The 19242-nt window shown below is 53.4% G+C and carries 18 protein-coding genes; 1 reads left to right on the top strand and 17 read right to left on the bottom strand.

The window, feature by feature from the left end:
• Positions 1-89 precede the first annotated feature (89 nt).
• The 5 genes from glmS to ACVWZ0_RS00820 all read right to left on the bottom strand — a co-directional run bounded on the left by glmS (position 90) and on the right by ACVWZ0_RS00820 (position 6708).
• The gene (glmS, locus tag ACVWZ0_RS00840; protein ID WP_253456829.1) at positions 90-1922 is read right to left on the bottom strand and encodes a glutamine--fructose-6-phosphate transaminase (isomerizing); all 1833 of its coding nucleotides are present in this window, start codon (positions 1920-1922) and stop codon (positions 90-92) included.
• A gap of 161 nt (positions 1923-2083) precedes the next feature.
• Positions 2084-3454: a bifunctional UDP-N-acetylglucosamine diphosphorylase/glucosamine-1-phosphate N-acetyltransferase GlmU gene (gene glmU, locus ACVWZ0_RS00835; RefSeq protein ID WP_253456832.1), complete on the bottom strand. Its 1371-nt coding sequence runs from the start codon at positions 3452-3454 to the stop codon at positions 2084-2086.
• A gap of 203 nt (positions 3455-3657) precedes the next feature.
• Positions 3658-3969 carry a phage holin family protein gene (locus ACVWZ0_RS00830; RefSeq protein ID WP_253456834.1) on the bottom strand — a complete coding sequence of 104 codons (312 nt, stop codon included), beginning with the start codon at positions 3967-3969 and terminating at the stop codon, positions 3658-3660.
• Positions 3970-4034: 65 nt separating this feature from the next.
• The gene (locus ACVWZ0_RS00825) at positions 4035-4502 is read right to left on the bottom strand and encodes a lysozyme (RefSeq protein ID WP_253456837.1); all 468 of its coding nucleotides are present in this window, start codon (positions 4500-4502) and stop codon (positions 4035-4037) included.
• A 58-nt stretch (positions 4503-4560) separates the two neighbouring features.
• The gene (locus ACVWZ0_RS00820) at positions 4561-6708 is read right to left on the bottom strand and encodes a glycosyl hydrolase family 18 protein (RefSeq protein WP_253456840.1); all 2148 of its coding nucleotides are present in this window, start codon (positions 6706-6708) and stop codon (positions 4561-4563) included.
• Positions 6709-7287: 579 nt separating this feature from the next.
• On the opposite strand from ACVWZ0_RS00820, the gene ACVWZ0_RS00815 reads away from it, so the two are divergent.
• Positions 7288-7734 carry a winged helix-turn-helix domain-containing protein gene (locus tag ACVWZ0_RS00815; protein ID WP_253456843.1) on the top strand — a complete coding sequence of 149 codons (447 nt, stop codon included), beginning with the start codon at positions 7288-7290 and terminating at the stop codon, positions 7732-7734.
• A 142-nt stretch (positions 7735-7876) separates the two neighbouring features.
• Here ACVWZ0_RS00815 and ACVWZ0_RS00810 read toward each other — a convergent pair whose 3' ends face one another.
• The 12 genes from ACVWZ0_RS00810 to mioC form a co-directional block, all read right to left on the bottom strand.
• On the bottom strand, positions 7877-8296 hold the full coding sequence (locus tag ACVWZ0_RS00810) for a F0F1 ATP synthase subunit epsilon (RefSeq protein WP_125289177.1): 420 nt from the start codon (positions 8294-8296) through the stop codon (positions 7877-7879).
• Positions 8297-8320: 24 nt separating this feature from the next.
• Positions 8321-9703 carry a F0F1 ATP synthase subunit beta gene (gene atpD, locus ACVWZ0_RS00805; protein ID WP_253456846.1) on the bottom strand — a complete coding sequence of 461 codons (1383 nt, stop codon included), beginning with the start codon at positions 9701-9703 and terminating at the stop codon, positions 8321-8323.
• A 32-nt stretch (positions 9704-9735) separates the two neighbouring features.
• On the bottom strand, positions 9736-10605 hold the full coding sequence (gene atpG / locus ACVWZ0_RS00800) for a F0F1 ATP synthase subunit gamma (protein ID WP_253456849.1): 870 nt from the start codon (positions 10603-10605) through the stop codon (positions 9736-9738).
• A 54-nt stretch (positions 10606-10659) separates the two neighbouring features.
• Complete coding sequence (gene atpA / locus ACVWZ0_RS00795) at positions 10660-12201, bottom strand: F0F1 ATP synthase subunit alpha (protein WP_125289174.1); 1542 nt, start codon at positions 12199-12201, stop codon at positions 10660-10662.
• Positions 12202-12215: 14 nt separating this feature from the next.
• Entirely contained in the window at positions 12216-12749 is a 534-nt protein-coding gene (gene atpH / locus ACVWZ0_RS00790) for a F0F1 ATP synthase subunit delta (RefSeq protein WP_125289173.1), read from the bottom strand.
• Between the two features lie 14 nt (positions 12750-12763).
• Positions 12764-13234, bottom strand: coding sequence for a F0F1 ATP synthase subunit B (gene atpF, locus ACVWZ0_RS00785; protein WP_253456852.1), 471 nt, complete (start codon positions 13232-13234; stop codon positions 12764-12766).
• A gap of 97 nt (positions 13235-13331) precedes the next feature.
• A complete protein-coding gene (gene atpE / locus ACVWZ0_RS00780) occupies positions 13332-13571 on the bottom strand; it encodes a F0F1 ATP synthase subunit C (RefSeq protein ID WP_003849523.1) in 240 nt (79 codons plus the stop codon).
• A gap of 50 nt (positions 13572-13621) precedes the next feature.
• Entirely contained in the window at positions 13622-14437 is an 816-nt protein-coding gene (gene atpB / locus ACVWZ0_RS00775; protein ID WP_125289171.1) for a F0F1 ATP synthase subunit A, read from the bottom strand.
• A gap of 8 nt (positions 14438-14445) precedes the next feature.
• Positions 14446-14826: a F0F1 ATP synthase subunit I gene (atpI, locus tag ACVWZ0_RS00770; RefSeq protein WP_125289170.1), complete on the bottom strand. Its 381-nt coding sequence runs from the start codon at positions 14824-14826 to the stop codon at positions 14446-14448.
• A gap of 828 nt (positions 14827-15654) precedes the next feature.
• A complete protein-coding gene (gene rsmG / locus ACVWZ0_RS00765) occupies positions 15655-16296 on the bottom strand; it encodes a 16S rRNA (guanine(527)-N(7))-methyltransferase RsmG (RefSeq protein ID WP_253456855.1) in 642 nt (213 codons plus the stop codon).
• 50 nt (positions 16297-16346) lie between these two features.
• Positions 16347-18236 (bottom strand): tRNA uridine-5-carboxymethylaminomethyl(34) synthesis enzyme MnmG, encoded by a 1890-nt coding sequence (gene mnmG, locus ACVWZ0_RS00760; RefSeq protein ID WP_253456858.1) that lies wholly within the window; start codon positions 18234-18236, stop codon positions 16347-16349.
• A gap of 461 nt (positions 18237-18697) precedes the next feature.
• Positions 18698-19141 (bottom strand): FMN-binding protein MioC, encoded by a 444-nt coding sequence (gene mioC / locus ACVWZ0_RS00755; RefSeq protein ID WP_253456861.1) that lies wholly within the window; start codon positions 19139-19141, stop codon positions 18698-18700.
• Between the last annotated feature and the right edge of the window lie 101 nt (positions 19142-19242).

Genomic DNA, 19242 nt, shown 5'->3' with positions numbered 1-19242 from the left:
TTCTACCGGCTTGAATCCCCCTGATAACTTCCAGGCGTTAGAGCAAAAGATAACGCGCCGATCCTCTGCAGGATCGGCGCGGTAGTCGGTTACTCCACCGTGACCGATTTCGCCAGATTGCGCGGCTGGTCAACGTCGGTGCCTTTAATCAGCGCGACGTGGTAAGAGAGCAGCTGTAGCGGCACGGTGTAGAAGATTGGCGCGATAATCTCTTCCACGTGCGGCAGCGGGATAATACGCATCCCTTCGCTGTCGGCAAAACCCGCATCCCGATCGGCGAACACGTACAGCAGGCCGCCGCGCGCGCGCACCTCTTCGATGTTCGACTTCAGTTTTTCCAGCAGCTCGTTGTTTGGCGCCACCACAATCACCGGCATATCGGCATCGATCAGCGCCAGCGGCCCGTGCTTCAGCTCGCCCGCCGCATAGGCTTCGGCGTGGATATAGGAGATCTCCTTCAGCTTCAGCGCGCCTTCCATCGCTATTGGATACTGGTCGCCACGGCCCAGGAACAGCGCGTGATGCTTATCGGAGAACTCTTCCGCCAGCGCTTCAATCTGCTTGTCCTGCGACAGCATCTGTTCGATACGGCTCGGCAGCGCCTGCAAACCGTGCACGATATCGTGCTCGATCTGCGCGTCCATACCCTTCAGGCGGCCGATTTTTGCCACCAGCATCAGCAGCACGGTCAGCTGCGTGGTGAAGGCTTTGGTCGAGGCCACGCCGATTTCCGTCCCGGCTTTAGTCATCAGCGCCAGATCGGATTCGCGTACCAGCGAAGAGCCGGCCACGTTGCAGATCGCCAGCGAGCCGAGATAGCCCAGCTCTTTCGACAGGCGCAGCGCCGCCAGCGTGTCCGCCGTTTCACCGGACTGCGACAGCGTGATCATCAGGCTGTTTTTGCGCACCGCCGATTTGCGATAGCGGAATTCAGAGGCGATCTCCACGTCGCACGGCACGTTAGCCAGCGCTTCAAACCAGTAGCGGGACACCATGCCGGAATTGTACGAGGTGCCGCAGGCCACGATTTGAATATGCTCAACCTGTGCCAGCAACGCGTTGGCGTTTGGCCCCAGCTCGGAGAGATCCACTTCGCCATGGCTGAAACGCCCGGTCAGGGTGTTTTTGATCGCCATCGGCTGTTCGTAAATCTCTTTCTGCATATAGTGACGATACAGGCCTTTGTCGCCCGCGTCGTACTGCACGTTGGATTCGATTTCGGCACGCTCCACGCGCTCGCCCAGGCGATCGAAGATAACCACGTCGCGACGGCTAACCTCTGCGATATCGCCTTCTTCCAGGTACATAAAGCGACGCGTCACCGGCAGCAGCGCCAGCTGATCGGAAGCGATAAAGTTTTCACCCACGCCACGGCCAATCACCAGCGGGCTGCCGGAACGGGCGGCCACCAGCACGGACGGATCGCGGCTGTCCATAATGACCATGCCGTAAGCGCCGCGCAGCTGCGGGATCACGCGCTGTACCACTTCACGCAGCGTGCCGCCGCTCTGCTTCTGCTCCCAGTGCACCAGGTGCGCGACTACTTCCGTATCCGTTTCGGACGCAAAGCGATAGCCCAGCTCTTTTAACCGCTCACGCAGCGGCTCGTGGTTTTCGATAATGCCGTTATGCACGATAACGATATGTTCTGAGATATGAGGATGCGCATTGGCCTCCGACGGCTCGCCGTGGGTTGCCCAGCGCGTGTGCGCGATACCGGTGCCGCCAGCCAGCGGCGTGGTTTCCGCCGCTTCCGCCAGTTTTTGCACCTTGCCTAAACGACGAAGGCGCGTGATCTGCCCTTCGGCGGTAACGACGGCCAGACCCGCGGAGTCATAGCCCCGATATTCCAGGCGGCGTAACCCTTCTAACAGGATTTCTGCGATATCACGTTGCGCTACTGCACCAACAATTCCACACATAGTAGTTTTCCTGACGTCATGGCGTTTGCCATTAACTTTGTCTTCTGCCTGTTTGTTCCGGTATGTTCCGGTTCCCCGAGCCTTGTAGAGAGTGGGGATTAGAGTTATATGGGTGCCATGCACCCCTTACTGCAATCGGGCGATCTTCGCCGCCCGTAAAATTATTTTTTCTTCGCCGGACGCTGCCAGTCGGTTTTCAGATTCTGTTCTTTACGATTGTAGGCCAAACCTGGCGCGGAGATATCTTTCATCACCGTGGTGCCTGCGGCGATGGTCGTGCCCGCCGCTACCGATACCGGCGCCACCAGCTGGGTATCGGAGCCGACAAAGACATCGTCGCCGATGATCGTCAGCGATTTGTTCACGCCATCGTAATTACAGGTGATGGTGCCCGCGCCGATATTGACGTTAGCGCCGATCGAAGCATCGCCCAGGTAGCTCAGGTGACCGGCTTTAGAGCCTTTGCCCAGCGTCGCCTTTTTCATTTCGACAAAGTTGCCGACGTGTGCGCCAGCGGCAAGCGAGCTGCCGGGACGAAGCCGGGCGAACGGGCCGACGGTGCAGTCTGCCGCCAGCTCGGCGTTTTCCAGCACGCTGTAAGGACTGATTTCGCAGTCGTCGCCAATCACGCAGTTTTTCAGCACGCAGCCGCTGCCGATTTTCACGCGGTTGCCGAGCTGCACCTTACCTTCGATAATCACGTTGGTGTCTATTTCTACGTCGCGGCCATGTTTAAGCTCGCCCCGCAGGTCGAAACGCGCCGGATCTTTCAGCATCACGCCCGCCAGCAGCAGTTTTTCCGCCTGCTGTGCCTGCCAGACGCGTTCCAGCGTCGCCAGCTGTAGCCGGTTGTTAACGCCGTCGGTTTCCGAACTGTGCAAAGGCTGCGTCGTTTCCGTCACCCGGCCTTCCTGATGAGCCAGCGCGATAATATCCGTGATGTAATATTCGCCCTGAGCGTTGTCATTGGTGAGCTTGCTCAGCCAGCGCTTCAGGTCGCCGCCGTTGGCCAGCAGAATACCGGTATTGATTTCGCGGATCGCCAGCTGTTCCGGCGTGGCGTCTTTCTGCTCTACGATGCCCACGACCTGGCCCTGCTCACGGAGGATGCGACCATAGCCGGTGGGATTATCAAGGATGACCGTTAGCAGCGCGATGCCGCCCTGCGGTTTTGCCTGGCGCAGTCGCTGTAGCGTTTCGGTAGAAATCAACGGCACGTCGCCGTACAGCATCAGGATATCTTCGTCATCGGCAAACCAGGGCGCGGCCTGCTGCATAGCGTGACCGGTGCCCAGCTGCTCGGCCTGCAATACCCAGTTCAGCGAGGGATCCTGCAAGGTCGACTGTAAGCGTTCGCCGCCGTGTCCGTAAACCAGATGGACTTTATCAGCGCCCACGCCCTGCGCGGCGTCAATGACGTGTTGTACCATTGGCTTACCGGCCAAAAGATGAAGAACTTTGGGAAGATCGGAGTACATACGGGTTCCCTTGCCTGCGGCAAGGATCACCACGCTCAGCGCGCTGTTTGACATAGACATCCTGCTTGATGTTGAAATCGCTTTCCTGGCGAAAAGTAAAGCTGGATTGCGGGAAAAACACTACTTCTTTTACCCTTCAAAAATACTTTCCGCCGGGCCGAACAAGGGCACCACGCCGGGAAAAGCCGGTATGCGTCCCTCAGCCGGAGCATGATACCACCAAAATAGAGTCGTCTATGACTTTCCACCGCTGTCGATCAAACGGTTTTACTCTTTAACCATTCAGAGATTTTTTGCTGCAGCACGACCACGACTTCGCTGCCGCTGGTGCCGGCGATAGCAGAGAAAAGAAGCGTTTGGGACGTAGTCATGTTGAAATCAATACAGAGTAAGCCAACCACAAAGCCAGTAAACATTGAAATAAATATGTGTTTCAGGAAAAAGCTCAGTTTCCCTTTATTTTCTTTTATCAGCTCGCCGTGGATAAAGTAATTAACCACTCCTCCGGCGCTGGCAACTATCATGGCATCCAAAAGATGATGTTCACTTAAAAACTTCATCAGCAACATAGTTTCATCATTATATAACACGGTAATACCTCAGAAAGATAAATAGCGATCGGCAAAGACCATGGCTATTTATGGCGAAGAAAAAGATTTTTTTCGCGTTCCCTGCGAGTAATTAACGTTTTAACCACGCCATTTCCGGCGTAAATCCACGAGCCGAACTGTTCGGCGGCGGCGGCATAGCAGCCCTGGTTTAAAAACATCAGCAGCGTGGAAGGCTGACCGCTTTTTAGCTCGATCAGGCCAGCTTTTACGCCCTGCTGCCCGGCGCCGACGCTGTGCAGAATGGAGCAGAGCGCGTCAAACTGATCCTGCGTGACGGGCACTTCAACTTTCTGCCGCAAGAGTTCGGCGCATTTGTTCAGGTCGCTGACAAGCAGCACCTCCGCCTGTTCAGGCGTAACGCTGTCGCCTTCACGGACGCTTTCCGCATGGCCATAGCCCAGCGTCCAGATGCCCGCGTCATTCTTCTCTGCGGTTAAACGAAGTTTTTCCTGAGCCTTGATAAAATCAATGCCCCTCTCTGAAATATTCATTTTTTTCACTCTGGCAGACGGGAAATAATGCTCCCGAAGGAGCATTATTTATTTCAAATTAACGAAGGTAATCCCATGGTTTACCGAACTGGCCGGTAGTTTCTTCCAGACCAGGTTCAGAACCCTGTGACCAGAATTTACCGATAAAGTTAACGCCTTTATGCGTCACTTTACTGCCTTCCACGTAGACTGCGGTTGCACTCCACAGGGGATATTCAGCAGGCACATCCGGCACCACTGGCTCATCCGGAGTAACTTCGGATGCAGGCACGATAACCACTTTGTAAGAGGCCATATCGGTTTTGCTATTGGCCGCGGTGACGGTCAGCAGCAGCTCTACCACCTTTTCAGAGGTAACAGCCGGCAGCGCAACTTTCGTTTCGCTGGCCTGCGGAGAAACGATCTGCACGTTACCGCTGCCTGACCATTTGTAGCTGGCGGCTTTAACGGATTTATCCGCAGAGAAGACCAGCGTGCTGCCGCCCAGCGCTTTCATAGTGATAACAGCAGTTGGCGCGGTGTTATCTTCCGGGTCAACGGGATCGATTGGGTCAACCGGGTCAATTGGGTCAACTGGATCGATTGGGTCTACCGGGTCTACCGGGTCTACAGGGTCTACAGGGTCTACAGGGTCTACAGGGTCTACAGGGTCTACAGGGTCAATCGGGTTTTCACCGTTGATATTGATCCCTTTGAAGTAGAAAGGGGACATATCGATATTCTGCTGCACAATCGGGCAGCCCATACCTTCACGACCGGCGTTAACCAGCAGGCCGTTATCGTTATCGATAGTCCAGGTGAACAGACCGCCCAGGCCTTTTTCGATCACATAACGCGCTTTTTCACGTACGGTACGTGGCGTATCGATAGAGTGGAAAACTTTAGACGTCGGGCTGTACAGATAATCTGCGCAGGCTTCGTCATCGGTATACACGTTGTAACCGTTACGGCCAGACTGGTTTTCCAGATCCAGGTAGTTGTTGATAATGTCATAGTATTCAACACAGCCGGACTCAAAAGTCCCCACGGTAGTACCGCTACCATCGTAAGAACCCTTCAGCGGAGAGAAGGATTCAATGTTGCCGCCCTTGGCGCTACGTGAATAGCCTGCATAACCGATGTTGATGGCTTCAGGATCCACACCCAGGTTCAGCAGATACTCAACCGCTTCTTCCAGACTGTAGGTGCTGTTTTTGGTTTTATACAGGTTGGCGTGATGGGCCAGGCCGTCCGCCCACGGCGTACCGAAGAAGTCATAGGTCATCAGGTTGATGCCGTACAAACCCACTTCCAGCAGGCCTTTGATATTAGAATGCTGCAACACATCCACGTTAGCGGAAGACGCGATACTGATTTTCACGTGTTTCATGCTGTTAGCATCAAGCGCCTTACGCAGGCTGGAGATCAGCGCCACGTAGTTCTCACCATCTTCCGGGCCGTGTGGGTTACCCGCGCCTGCAGCATTTGGATATTCCCAGTCGATATCGATTTCAGAAAACATCGGGAAGCGGTCGAAGAACCAGATAATGCTGGCTACCAGCGTATCAATCGCGCTCTGGCTTTTCGCCAGCTCGTGGAAGGCTTCGCTCATCGTCCAGCCGCCGAGGCTGAAGGAAAGCGCCAGATCGTGACCCTGAGCTTTTGCATCAATCTGCAATTTACGCATCGCGCCCAGCACGCCCTGCAGGTTAGGGTGATCCTGATAGAAACAGTCGCCTTCGCCATCGGACGGATAGGTGGTGCCCGGGCCAAAACCAAATGCTTTCCAGCCGCTGAAGCCGCAGTTGATATAAGACTGGCAATCGGCCCACGGATCCAGGATGGTCATTTCGTTGGCTTTCTTGCCGGTCCAGGCCGCAGCCTGATCGATTTTTTCTTTATTAGCGCCTTTATCACCGACGATACCGGTAAAACCAAAAATGATTTTATCGTAGGCGGTTGGGTCTAACTTAGTGATATCAATCCCACGGCCGCGATTGGCTTTAAGAATGTTGCCATTATTATCAACCTGACGCTGATCGTAATGCGCCCAGTCAGTGTAATAGCCAAAGAGTTTAGGTTTATTGGCGGTGTTATATTTGTTGTATACACGTTTTGCTACGCGACCTGAAGTGTAACTAAATTCTGAAGTGTTCGTTACCGGGTTAAATCCATCTGCGGCATAAGACTGTTCTGTAAGAATGTCTTGTTGAATCAACTTGCTCATTGCAAATCCTTATATGATAAAAGTTAGTGTACTCAGCGCCATTGATTAAGCTGGCCGACAAACTTTTACCCGATACGGAAAAGCATACCAGTTACAAATAAAGAATAATTATTAGCTCACTCCTGCCCGCCCCGAAATAACATTAATAAGCCAGCTATCGGCCAGACTGCGTGCGTGAGTCTGGGGACAGGCAGGATAAATAACCCCAGACCGGATAAACGACCTTCGAATAACAAGACTCTGTTCTCTTTTATCAATGACGGATAAACAATAATTAGAACCTCGCTTAACATTGCGCGCGGCAAAACCGCTACAGACCCTTGACCGGCGCGGATTACCGCCTTCTGGCGTGCACTTTCTGCAATGCCTGTGCTAATAATTACAACCCGTCTTTATCTTTTCTGCTGGTATATTCCTGCCACCAACAGAGCGAAGCAGTTAAGCAGAGCGATATCTGCTAAAAAATAAAAAGAATATTAAAGCAAACATTAATAAGGATTTGCAGAGGCTATACAAAGCCTTTTACCATCGCTGTTTTTTTAATCTATTACTGGTTTCCCCACTTAACAGGTCACAGTCATGAACGAAGAAATTTATCTTGGTAACAATATTTATCTCTCAGAGGAGAGAAATCATCTGATCAATGGCAACATTACATTAACCATCAGCGAAAAAGAGAAACGATTGCTGAGCTATTTCCTTCGCAACCCGGAAAAAGAGCTGACAAAAAGCCATTTGATTACGGCAATCTGGGAAAGCCGGGCTGCGACTATCGATGACGCCAACCTGACTCAGCTGGTTTATAAAATACGCCGCGATTTAGCCGCGGTGAATCTCAGAAACTGTATTAAAACGATACCGGGCAAAGGCTATATCTATATTCCGGAGAAAAAGAAAGCGGTGCAGGAACCTGTGATGGCGGACGCTGGCAGCAGCAAGACGGAATGCCTTATCTGTTCAGCGCTTACTATCATCGCCACCGTTATGGCGTTGTGCACGCTTTGCTTTTTCTTCTGGCGTAGCTGAACGTTTAACGCTCAGTTTAATTACAACATTAAATATAGTGTTTTATCCGATCGGGATTTCCTGCAGCGCGCTCTGTGTCGCCCCTTCGACAATAAAAAAAGGCCAGGCAGTTTCCTGTCTGGCCTTTCTGCTTAAACCTGAATTACATCGCTTTTTTGGTCAACTCGATCACGCGCAGTTTGGCGATCGCTTTAGCCAGTTCAGCCGACGCGGCAGCAAAGTCCACATCGCCGTGAGAGCCACTCATGTGCTCCTCGGCTTTGCGTTTCGCTTCCATCGCGCGGGCCTCGTCGAGGTCGGTGCCGCGGATCGCCGTATCAGCCAGCACGGTAGCCGCGCCTGGCTGTACTTCCAACATGCCGCCGGAGAGATAGATATACTCTTCGTCGCCCTGTTCTTTAACGATGCGAACCATACCAGGTTTAATGGCGGTCAGCAGCGGGGCGTGGCCAGGATGGATCCCCAGCTCGCCTTCGCTACCTGACACCTGAATACGCTGCACAGTGCCGGAGAACATCTGCTGTTCTGCACTGACCACGTCCAGGTGAAAAGTCATAGCCATAATTAACCTCCCGGGAAACCGTTATTACAGTTTCTTCGCTTTTTCCACGGCTTCTTCGATGGAACCAACCATGTAGAAAGCCTGCTCTGGCAGATGGTCGAATTCACCGTCCATGATGCCTTTAAAGCCACGGATGGTATCTTTCAGCGACACATACTTGCCCGGAGAACCGGTGAAGACTTCTGCCACGAAGAACGGCTGAGACAGGAAGCGCTGCATCTTACGAGAGCGAGCAACAACCAGCTTGTCGTCTTCAGACAGCTCGTCCATCCCGAGGATAGCGATGATGTCTTTCAGTTCCTGGTAACGCTGCAGCAGAGACTGCACGCCACGAGCCACGTCGTAGTGTTCCTGACCAACAACCAGCGGATCCAGCTGACGGCTGGTAGAATCCAGTGGATCAACCGCCGGGTAGATACCCAGAGACGCGATCTGACGGCTCAGTACCACGGTTGCGTCTAAGTGAGCAAAGGTGGTGGCTGGCGATGGGTCAGTCAAGTCATCCGCAGGCACGTAAACGGCCTGTACGGAGGTGATAGAACCGGTTTTGGTTGAGGTGATACGTTCCTGCAGAACGCCCATCTCTTCCGCCAGCGTTGGCTGGTAGCCTACCGCTGATGGCATACGACCCAGCAGCGCGGACACTTCGGTACCGGCCAGGGTGTAACGGTAGATGTTATCGATGAACAGCAGTACGTCACGACCTTCATCACGGAATTTTTCCGCCATGGTCAGGCCAGTCAGGGCAACGCGCAGGCGGTTTCCTGGTGGCTCGTTCATCTGGCCGTAGACCAGAGATACTTTGTCGATAACGTTGGAGTCGGTCATTTCGTGGTAGAAGTCATTACCTTCACGGGTACGCTCGCCCACACCGGCAAAAACGGAGAAACCTGAGTGCTCAGCCGCAATGTTACGGATCAGCTCCATCATGTTTACGGTTTTACCTACACCCGCGCCGCCGAACAGACCAACTTTACCGCCCTTCGCGAACGGACACATCAGGTCGATTACCTTGATACCGGTTTCCAGCAGCTCCTGAGAGTTGGACTGGTCTTCGTATGAAGGTGCAGAACGGTGGATCGCCCAACGCTCTTCTTCGCCGATGTCGCCTTTCATGTCGATTGGCTCGCCCAGCACGTTCATGATACGGCCAAGCGTTGCGGTACCTACCGGTACTTCGATTGGGTGCGCAAGGTCAGCGACTTCCAGACCGCGCTTCAGGCCGTCGGAAGAACCCATTGCGATGGCGCGAACCACGCCACCACCCAGCTGCTGCTGTACTTCCAGCACCAGACGGGTATCACCATTTTTAGTCTCAAGCGCGCTGTACACTTGTGGTACTGCGTCCTGAGGAAATTCGACGTCAACAACGGCGCCGATTACCTGGACAATTTTTCCAGTAGCCATCTTGAATCCTCTACCTAATTCATTAAACCTGGTTAAACCGCGGAGGCTCCACCGACAATCTCGGTAAGTTCCTGGGTGATGCTGGCCTGACGAGCTTTGTTGTATACCAACTGCAGCTCTTTGATCAGGTTTCCGCCGTTGTCGGTCGCAGCTTTCATCGCCACCATACGCGCGGCCTGCTCGCTGGCCAGGTTTTCTACAACACCCTGGTAAACCTGAGACTCGACGTAGCGACGCAGTAACGTGTCCAGCAGCGCTTTCGGATCCGGTTCATACAGATAATCCCAGGTACTCTTCTTCACTACGCCTTCTTCCGGATCTGCTGGCGGTAACGGCAGCAGCTGGATGATTTGCGGTGACTGGGACATGGTGTTGATAAATTTGTTGCTGACAACATAGAGCTTGTCGATACGACCTTCGTCGTAAGCCTGCAGCATGACTTTTACCGGGCCGATCAGATCGGACAGGGAAGGCTTGTCGCCCATGCCCGTCACCTGAGCAACCACGTTGCCGCCGACAGCGCCGAAAAATGAAACACCTTTAGAGCCGATAATCGCCAGATCGCTCTCGACGCCTTTATCCGCCCAGCCTTTCATATCAGCCAGCACTCTTTTGAACAGGTTAATGTTCAAACCACCACAAAGCCCGCGGTCGGTAGACACGACCAGGTAGCCGACGCGCTTAACGTCGCGCTCCTCCAGGTAAGGGTGCTTGTATTCCAGATTGCCTAACGCAATGTGACCAATCACTTTGCGCATGGTCTCTGCATAAGGACGGCTGGCCGCCATGCGTTCCTGCGATTTACGCATTTTGGAGGCGGCGACCATTTCCATCGCTTTGGTGATCTTTTGCGTATTTTGAACGCTTCCGATCTTACTACGTATCTCTTTTGCGCCGGCCATAAGCTTCTCCTCAAAGCCTTGCGGCCTGCCCCGGAAGGGACAAGCCGCCAGACATTACCAGGACTGGGTTTTCTTGAACGTTTCGAGCAGAGCTTTCAGCTTCGCTTCGATATCGTTGTTGTAGTTACCAGCCTGGTTGATTTCCGCCATCAGCTCGCTGTGGTCGCGATCTGCATAGGCCAGAAGCGCTGCTTCGAAGCTGCCGATTTTCGCCAGCTCAACGTCGTTCAGGAAGCCACGCTCGGCGGCAAACAGCACCAGACCCTGCTGCGCTACGGACATCGGCGCATACTGTTTCTGTTTCAGCAGCTCGGTCACTTTCTGACCGTGGCTCAGCTGTTTACGGGTTGCTTCGTCCAGATCGGAAGCGAACTGAGAGAACGCTGCCAGTTCACGATACTGCGCCAGCGCGGTACGAATACCACCGGACAGTTTCTTGATGATCTTGGTCTGCGCAGCGCCACCCACACGGGATACGGAGATCCCTGGGTTAACTGCCGGACGAATACCGGAGTTGAACAGGTTAGTTTCCAGGAAGATCTGACCATCGGTAATCGAGATTACGTTGGTCGGAACGAACGCGGAAACGTCGCCAGCCTGAGTTTCGATGATCGGCAGCGCGGTCAGAGAACCGGTTTTACCTTTTACTGCACCGTTAGTGAAGCGCTCAACGTAGTCGGCGCTCACGCGGGAAGCACGTTCCAGCAGACGGGAGTGGAGGTAGAACACGTCGCCAGGGAAAGCTTCACGACCTGGTGGACGGCGCAGCAGCAGAGAAACCTGACGGTATGCAACGGCCTGCTTGGACAGGTCATCATATACGATCAGCGCGTCTTCACCGCGGTCACGGAAGTATTCGCCCATGGCGCAACCTGCATACGGTGCCAGGTACTGCAGCGCAGCAGACTCGGAAGCGGTAGCCACAACCACGATGGTGTTAGCCAGCGCGTTGTGTTCTTCCAGCTTACGTACCACGTTAGCGATGGTAGAAGCCTTCTGGCCGATAGCCACGTACACGCACTTGATGCCGGAATCGCGCTGGTTGATGATCGCATCGATCGCCATCGCGGTTTTACCGGTCTGACGGTCGCCGATGATCAGCTCACGCTGGCCACGGCCGATTGGGATCATCGCATCTACAGACTTATAACCAGTCTGTACAGGCTGGTCGACCGACTGACGGTCGATAACGCCTGGCGCAATCACTTCGATTGGCGAGAAGCCGTCGTTATCAATGGCGCCTTTGCCATCAATAGGTGCACCCAGGGTGTTCACCACACGACCCAGCAGGCCACGGCCTACCGGAACTTCCAGGATACGACCGGTACACTTAACCTTCATGCCTTCGGCGAGGTCAGCGTATGGGCCCATCACTACGGCACCTACGGAGTCGCGCTCCAGGTTCAGTGCGATAGCGAAGCGGTTGCCCGGCAGTGCGATCATTTCACCCTGCATAACATCGGCCAGGCCGTTTACGCGGATGATGCCGTCGCTGACGGAAACGATAGTACCTTCATTGTGAGCTTCGCTCACGACATTGAACTGAGCAATGCGCTGCTTGATCAGTTCGCTGATTTCGGTGGAATTCAGTTGCATATGCTCCAGTCCCCTTAAGACTGCAAGTCGTCTGCAAGGCGCTCAAGACGGCCGCGTACGCTGCCATCAATGACCATATCACCCGCACGGATGATTACACCTGCCATTACAGACTTATCAATTTTGCAATTCAGCTTAACTTTGCGTGACAGACGTTTTTCCATAGCGGCGCTGATTTTGGTCAGCTGTTCGTCACTCAGTGTAGTGGAAGAGATCACCTCAACGTCCGCGGTCGCATCGTATGCGGCGCGTAGCTGGATAAACTGAGCCAGTACATCGGGAAGCGCTGGTAAACGTTTGTTCTCAGCCATGACCTTAATCAGGTTCTGGCCGGCTTCATCGAGTTGATCACCACAGATAGCGATGAACCGTGCAGACAACGCTTCCGGCGCTAATGCGCCGGAAAGGAGTTCTGCCACTTGTTCATTGCTGGCTACTTCGGTAGCGAACGCCAGCATCTGCTGCCAGCGATCGACATTCTGATGCTCAACAGCAAAGTCAAAAGCTGCTTTGGCGTAGGGGCGAGCTACAGTAGTAAATTCAGACATCAGCCCCTTCCTCCTTACAGTTCAGCGACCAGTTTATCAACGATGTCGCTGTTAGCAGCTTCATCCACGGAACGTTCAATGATTTTCTCGGCGCCGGCGATAGCCAGCATCGCGACCTGCTTACGCAACTCTTCACGTGCACGTTTGCGTTCGGCGTCAATTTCAGCCTGCGCCTGGGTGACGATCTTGTTACGTTCCTGCTCAGCTTCGGCTTTCGCTTCGTCCAGGATCTGCGAACGACGTTTGTTAGCCTGTTCGATGATAACCTGAGCTTCTTCTTTCGCTTTTTTCAGCTGGTCGGACGCATCAGCCTGCGCGAGATCCAAATCTTTTTTGGCACGTTCTGCGGAAGCAAGGCCGTCAGCAACTTCTTTCTGGCGCTTTTCGATAGCAGCCATCAGCGGCGGCCATACGTACTTCATGCAGAACACTACAAACAGGATGAACGCGATGGCCTGGCCGAGGATTGTTGCGTTTAAGTTCACTGCACAATGCCTCTTGTTAAGTTAACTTTTTTCTCCGGTCTGACGACCGGCAGAAGCCGTTCATCGTCGAACTCGCGTCCAACGATGAACATCAGGGTTAGGCGACGGCGAACATCACATACAGACCCAGACCAACAGCGATCATTGGGATTGCATCCACCAGACCCATTACAACAAAGAACTGCGTACGCAGCAGAGGGATCAGATCCGGTTGACGCGCGGCGCCTTCCAGGAATTTACCTCCGAGGATGCCGATACCGATCGCAGCACCGATTGCCGCTAAGCCCATCATCACAGCGGCAGCCATGTACAGCAGATCCATATTCAGGTTTTCCATGACAGTCTCCAGTTTGTTTCAGTTAAAACGCAGTAGTGTTGATAAAAAAATCAGTGTTCTTCAGATGCCATCGACAGATAGACAATCGTCAGTACCATGAAAATGAAAGCCTGTAACGAAATGATCAGGATGTGGAAAATGGCCCATGGCACACTCAGAACCCACTGTGACCACCACGGCAACAGGCCGGCAATCAGGATAAAAATCAATTCACCCGCATACATGTTGCCGAACAGTCGCAGACCGAGAGAAACCGGTTTGGACAGCAGGCTCACGCCTTCAAGGATCAGGTTGATCGGAATGAAGACAGGATGATTGAAGGGTTGCAATGTCAGCTCTTTAGTAAAGCCCCCAATGCCTTTCATCTTGACGCTGTAGAACAGAATCAAAATAAATACGCCCAGCGCCATAGACAGCGTGATGTTCACGTCGGCTGAAGGCACAACACGCAACGCTGGCAGACCCAGAACGTGCTCGCCGATATACGGCAGCAGATCGATAGGCAGCAGGTCCATGAAGTTCATCAGGAAGACCCAGACGAAAATCGTCAGAGCCAGCGGTGCGATTACTTTGCTTTTACCGTGGTACATGTCGCGGACGTTGTTGTCGACGAAGCCAACAACCAGTTCAATCGCCGCCTGCAGTTTTCCCGGAACGCCGCTGGTGGCTGATTTCGCAACTTTGCGAAACAGCACCAGGAATACCAGTCCCAGCACCACAGAGAAAAACATGGAGTCAATATTTAATACCCAGAACGACGGTGCGTCGTGCGGATTCACTAGCTCGAAGGTACGCAGGTCCAGCTGAAGGTTATTCAGGTGGTGACCTATGTATTCCTGCGGCGTAGAGATTTCTCCTGCAGCCATGATGCCTCTTACCCTTTGTTGTTAATTACAGCCGGTGCGACGATTTGCACAATCAGCACCGATAACCAGGTCAGTCCGAGCGGCGTAAATGCCGCCCCAAACACCGCCAGCGCCACGACAAGCAGAAGAATGGTTGCCAGAACCTTCAGCACTTCACCCAGAGCGAAGCTCCAGGCCACGCGTCCTTTAACCGGGTCTCCTGCCTGATGACGCCAGGCAAAAATCATAAACAATACGTTCGGTAGCCAGGCCGCCAGTCCACCCGCAAGCGCGGACAGGCCCCAGGTCAACTCTTTCAGGGCGAACAGCGCGCCGATTATGACAAAAATCACCAGCTGAAGAAGCAGCACGGTTCGGGCAAATTTCACTCTGTAAAGGGACACTGACATGACGCTGAAACTCTCCTGCCCCGTCGGGGGTATGTCGCGTGTCGTATAAAACTGCCTTTGCCGCTTTGAGTCAAGCAGCAAAAAACGAGCAAATTATACGGCGCGCCCCTGCGATTTCAATGGATAAGTAGCGAAATGGTGAACAATTATTTAAATTTCTTTCGCGGGCGCGCTTTTTCAAAACTGTCAGGAATGGCCGACAGGCGGAAAATGCATACGATAAAGGCCAAATATCGCTCATAAAGCGTGCGGAAGATCACAATTCAGTAATATTTTATCCGCATTCCGTTAAGGAATATTCTTAATATCGCTCAGAAAAATATAATTATATCAATAACATTCAACTACTTACTATTTTTTACCGTAAAACCAGCCTGCCAGCCGGATTAAAAGTGTTAATTGACAGTCATTGCAGCCAAAATTTCAGGCTAATCCGCCAGGCAAGCAAAATAAATATCACCACATTATTTTTCACTTCGCGCTGAAAAAGGCGGATCTCGTCCCGAAGAGGTAATATCCTTGATAACACTTTGTGAAATTAACGTTAAATGTAACCAGGTGTGAACGATAATTTCTGCGCGTCATTTTAACCTTACTGAAACATTCCCACCTGAAAAAAAATCACCGCGTATCGCCCGAAAGGCTAAATTTTCGTCGGGCTTTTTAGCCTTTCGCGTTACCTGCGCCTTCCTCTCCCCTGCCCTGCCGGGCTGACTTAACTAAAATCGGGTTTGGTAAGCCTGTGCCGTTCAGCCGCTTTGCTGAATAATCAGGCGATAATACGGTAAAAAATTCGGCTTTTCAGCGTTATTTTCAGGTAAATCACGTTCAATCAGCGCTGCTTGCTGCCAGATTTTGCGGATTAATTACCACCAGGTGACGTTCGCCTTCCAGTTCAGGAACGAGAAGCTTCACCGTCTTGTGATGGGTAAAACCTGCCGGCAGCGCGTCGATCTCATCCTGCGGCACGACGCCTTTCAGCGCATAAAATCGCCCTTTTTCGCCAGGCAGATGATGGCACCAGCTCAGCATATCGTTCAGAGAAGCGAAGGCCCGACTGATCACGCCATCAAAAGGCGGCTCGGCAGGAAACACCTCTACCCTGCTCTGTACCGGATCGATATTTTCCAGTTTCAGCTCATGCTGTACCTGCTTAAGAAAGCGTATGCGCTTGCCCAGGCTGTCCAGCAGCGTGAAGTGCGCTTCAGGACGGACGATAGCGAGCGGTACGCCCGGCAGCCCTGGTCCCGTGCCCACATCGATAAAACGGCTTCCTTCCAGATAAGGCTCAACCACGATGCTGTCCATGATATGCCGTACCAGCATCTGCTGCGGGTCACGCACCGACGTCAGGTTATAAGCCTTGTTCCATTTATGCAGCAGCTCAACGTAGCCTGTCAGCTGCTCTTTTTGTCGATCGGTCAGGAAAATATTGGCGGCTTTCAGCAGCGCGGAAAGTTTATTAATCACGATTACATCCAAATCAGTTAAAGGGACGACCGTAGCCGCCCCGCGAAGCATCAGGCGCTTTTGCGCAGCAGCCCCTGCTTTTTCAGGTAGATCAGAAGAATGGAAATAGCCGCAGGCGTGATCCCTGAAATACGCGAAGCCTGACCTATCGATCCCGGCTTGTGATCGTTCAGCTTGGCGATCGCCTCGTTAGAAAGGCCGCTGACCTGACGGTAATCCAGCTCCACCGGCAGCAGCGTGTTCTCGTTGCGCAGCTGGCGATCGATCTCTTCCTGCTGGCGGGCGATATAGCCTTCGTATTTCACCTGAATTTCAACCTGCTCGGCGGCCTGAGCGTCGCTTAAGGCGGGCGCAAAGGTGCTGAGCGTCATCAGCTGCTGATAGGTCATCTCTGGACGACGCAGCAGATCTTCGCCGTTGGCTTCTTTGGTCAGCGCGGCGCTCAGTACGCCATTCACTTCATCCACGGCTTCAGATTTAGGATGCACCCAGATGTCGCGCAGACGCTGACGCTCCTGCTCAATGCTCTCCAGCTTCTCGTTAAAGCGCGCCCAGCGGGCATCGTCTACCAGACCCAGCTCGCGGCCTTCAGCGGTCAGACGCAGATCGGCGTTGTCTTCACGCAGCATCAGACGGTATTCCGCCCTGGAGGTGAACATGCGGTACGGCTCTTTGGTTCCCAACGTGCAGAGATCGTCAACCAGCACGCCCAGATAGGCCTGATCGCGACGCGGCGCCCAGGTTTCTTTGTCCGCAGAGAGGCGACCGGCATTCAGCCCAGCCAGCAAACCTTGCGCTGCGGCTTCTTCATAGCCTGTCGTGCCGTTGATCTGACCGGCAAAGAACAGACCTTCGATAAATTTGCTTTCCAGCGTTGGCTTCAGATCGCGCGGATCGAAGAAGTCATATTCGATGGCATAGCCCGGACGGACGATCTTCGCGTTTTCCAGGCCCTGCATAGAGCGAACAATCTGCATCTGGACATCAAACGGCAGGCTGGTGGAGATGCCGTTTGGATAAATTTCATTGCTGGTCAGCCCTTCCGGCTCCAGGAAGATCTGGTGCGCGTTGCGATCGGCAAAGCGCATCACCTTGTCTTCGATGGAAGGACAGTAGCGTGGGCCAACGCCTTCGATCACGCCAGCGTACATTGGGCTGCGATCCAGGTTGCTGCGGATGACGTCGTGCGTTTTCTCGTTGGTATAGGTGATGTAGCAAGGCACCTGCTGTGGGTGCTGCGCCACGTTGCCCATAAACGAGAAGACCGGCAGCGGCGTATCGCCATGCTGCGGAGCCAGCACGCTGAAATCAATCGTGCGCGCATCGATACGCGGTGGCGTACCGGTTTTCAGACGGCTGACGCGTAAAGGCAGTTCACGCAGGCGACGAGCCAGCGGGATCGAAGGCGGATCGCCAGCACGGCCGCCGCTGTAGTTATCCAGCCCGATGTGGATCTTACCGTCCAGGAAGGTGCCTACGGTCAGCACAACCGCTTTGGCGCGGAATTTGAGCCCCATCTGGGTCACAGCGCCAACGACGCGATCGTTTTCCACAATCAGATCGTCAACCGCCTGCTGGAAGATCATCAGGTTCGGCTGGTTCTCCAGCGCGGTGCGTACGGCCTGACGATAGAGCACGCGATCCGCCTGAGCACGGGTAGCCCTGACGGCGGGCCCTTTGCTGGCGTTTAGTATCCTGAACTGGATACCGGCTTGGTCAATAGCGTGTGCCATCAGGCCGCCCAGCGCGTCCACTTCTTTAACCAGATGTCCTTTTCCGATGCCACCGATCGCCGGATTGCAGGACATTTGTCCAAGCGTATCAATGTTATGCGTTAAAAGCAGGGTTTGCTGACCCATCCGGGCTGCCGCCATAGCGGCTTCCGTGCCCGCATGACCACCACCGATCACGATGACGTCAAAAGGATCTGGATAAAACATGGTACTGAACCTCGCGGTTGTGCGATTTAAAAGAGTGGGGGATGCCCGGGGCGTGAATTCTACTCAACTTTGGCCGAAGGTGAAAGCGCAGGGCCAGACACGTATTAAAAAGAAGATCTTTTTTATTTAGAGATCTCTTTACTGGATCTTCTATTAGGATCGACGATCTCTGTGGATAAGCCTCTTTTCCTTTCCAAGATCATCAGCTTAAGCGGGATCGTTTGCTGTGAAAGATCGGTGATCCTGCGGCGTATAAGCTGGGATCAAAAAGGCATGTTATGCACAGGCTCGATCCGACCGTACGGTTGTTCTTTGGATAACCACCGGTTATTACCGCTGGATCAGCATAGTTATCCACAGTTGATCGCTATTTAAATAGGCAAATCGGGGAGAAATTTACAAAACTTCGCCTGTTTTTCAGGCGTCGATCGCACAAATTGCTGCGATCCGACGCCCGATCGTCAGCCGATCAGCGTTTTCCAGCTCTCGATCCACACCTCAGCGGGATCTTCGGGGATCTCATGTTCGAGCACGTCAATATCCAGACGGTCGCCGATGCGCTGTGCACCACATGCCGTCAACAATTTGTCCATTTTATCGATCGCACCGCAGAAAAGATCGTATTCACGGTTGCCGATACCTACGGCGCCGTAGCGCAGCTGGCTCAGATCCGGACGCTTCTCTTCTATTTCATCAAACAGCGGCTGCAGGTTATCGGGCAGATCGCCGGCTCCATGGGTAGAGGTCACTACCAGCCACGTTCCTGCTGTCGAAAGCTCGTTCAGCTCTGGCCCGTGCAGTAATTCGGTAGAAAAGCCCGCTTCTTCCAGCTTCTCGGCCAGAAGTTCGGCAACATATTCCGCACTGCCCAGGGTGCTGCCAGTGATTAAGGTTACGTCCGCCATGTGAGATCCCTGTTTGCTAAAGGCGGCTATTGTACGCTGTGATCAGTCTGGGATCTACCTGTGGGTAAGTAAGGTTAATAAATGCAGGAGCGGGTTTAACT

The organism is Erwinia sp. TECH1 (assembly GCF_054057575.1).
This window is presented reverse-complemented; position numbering and strand designations above follow the sequence as displayed.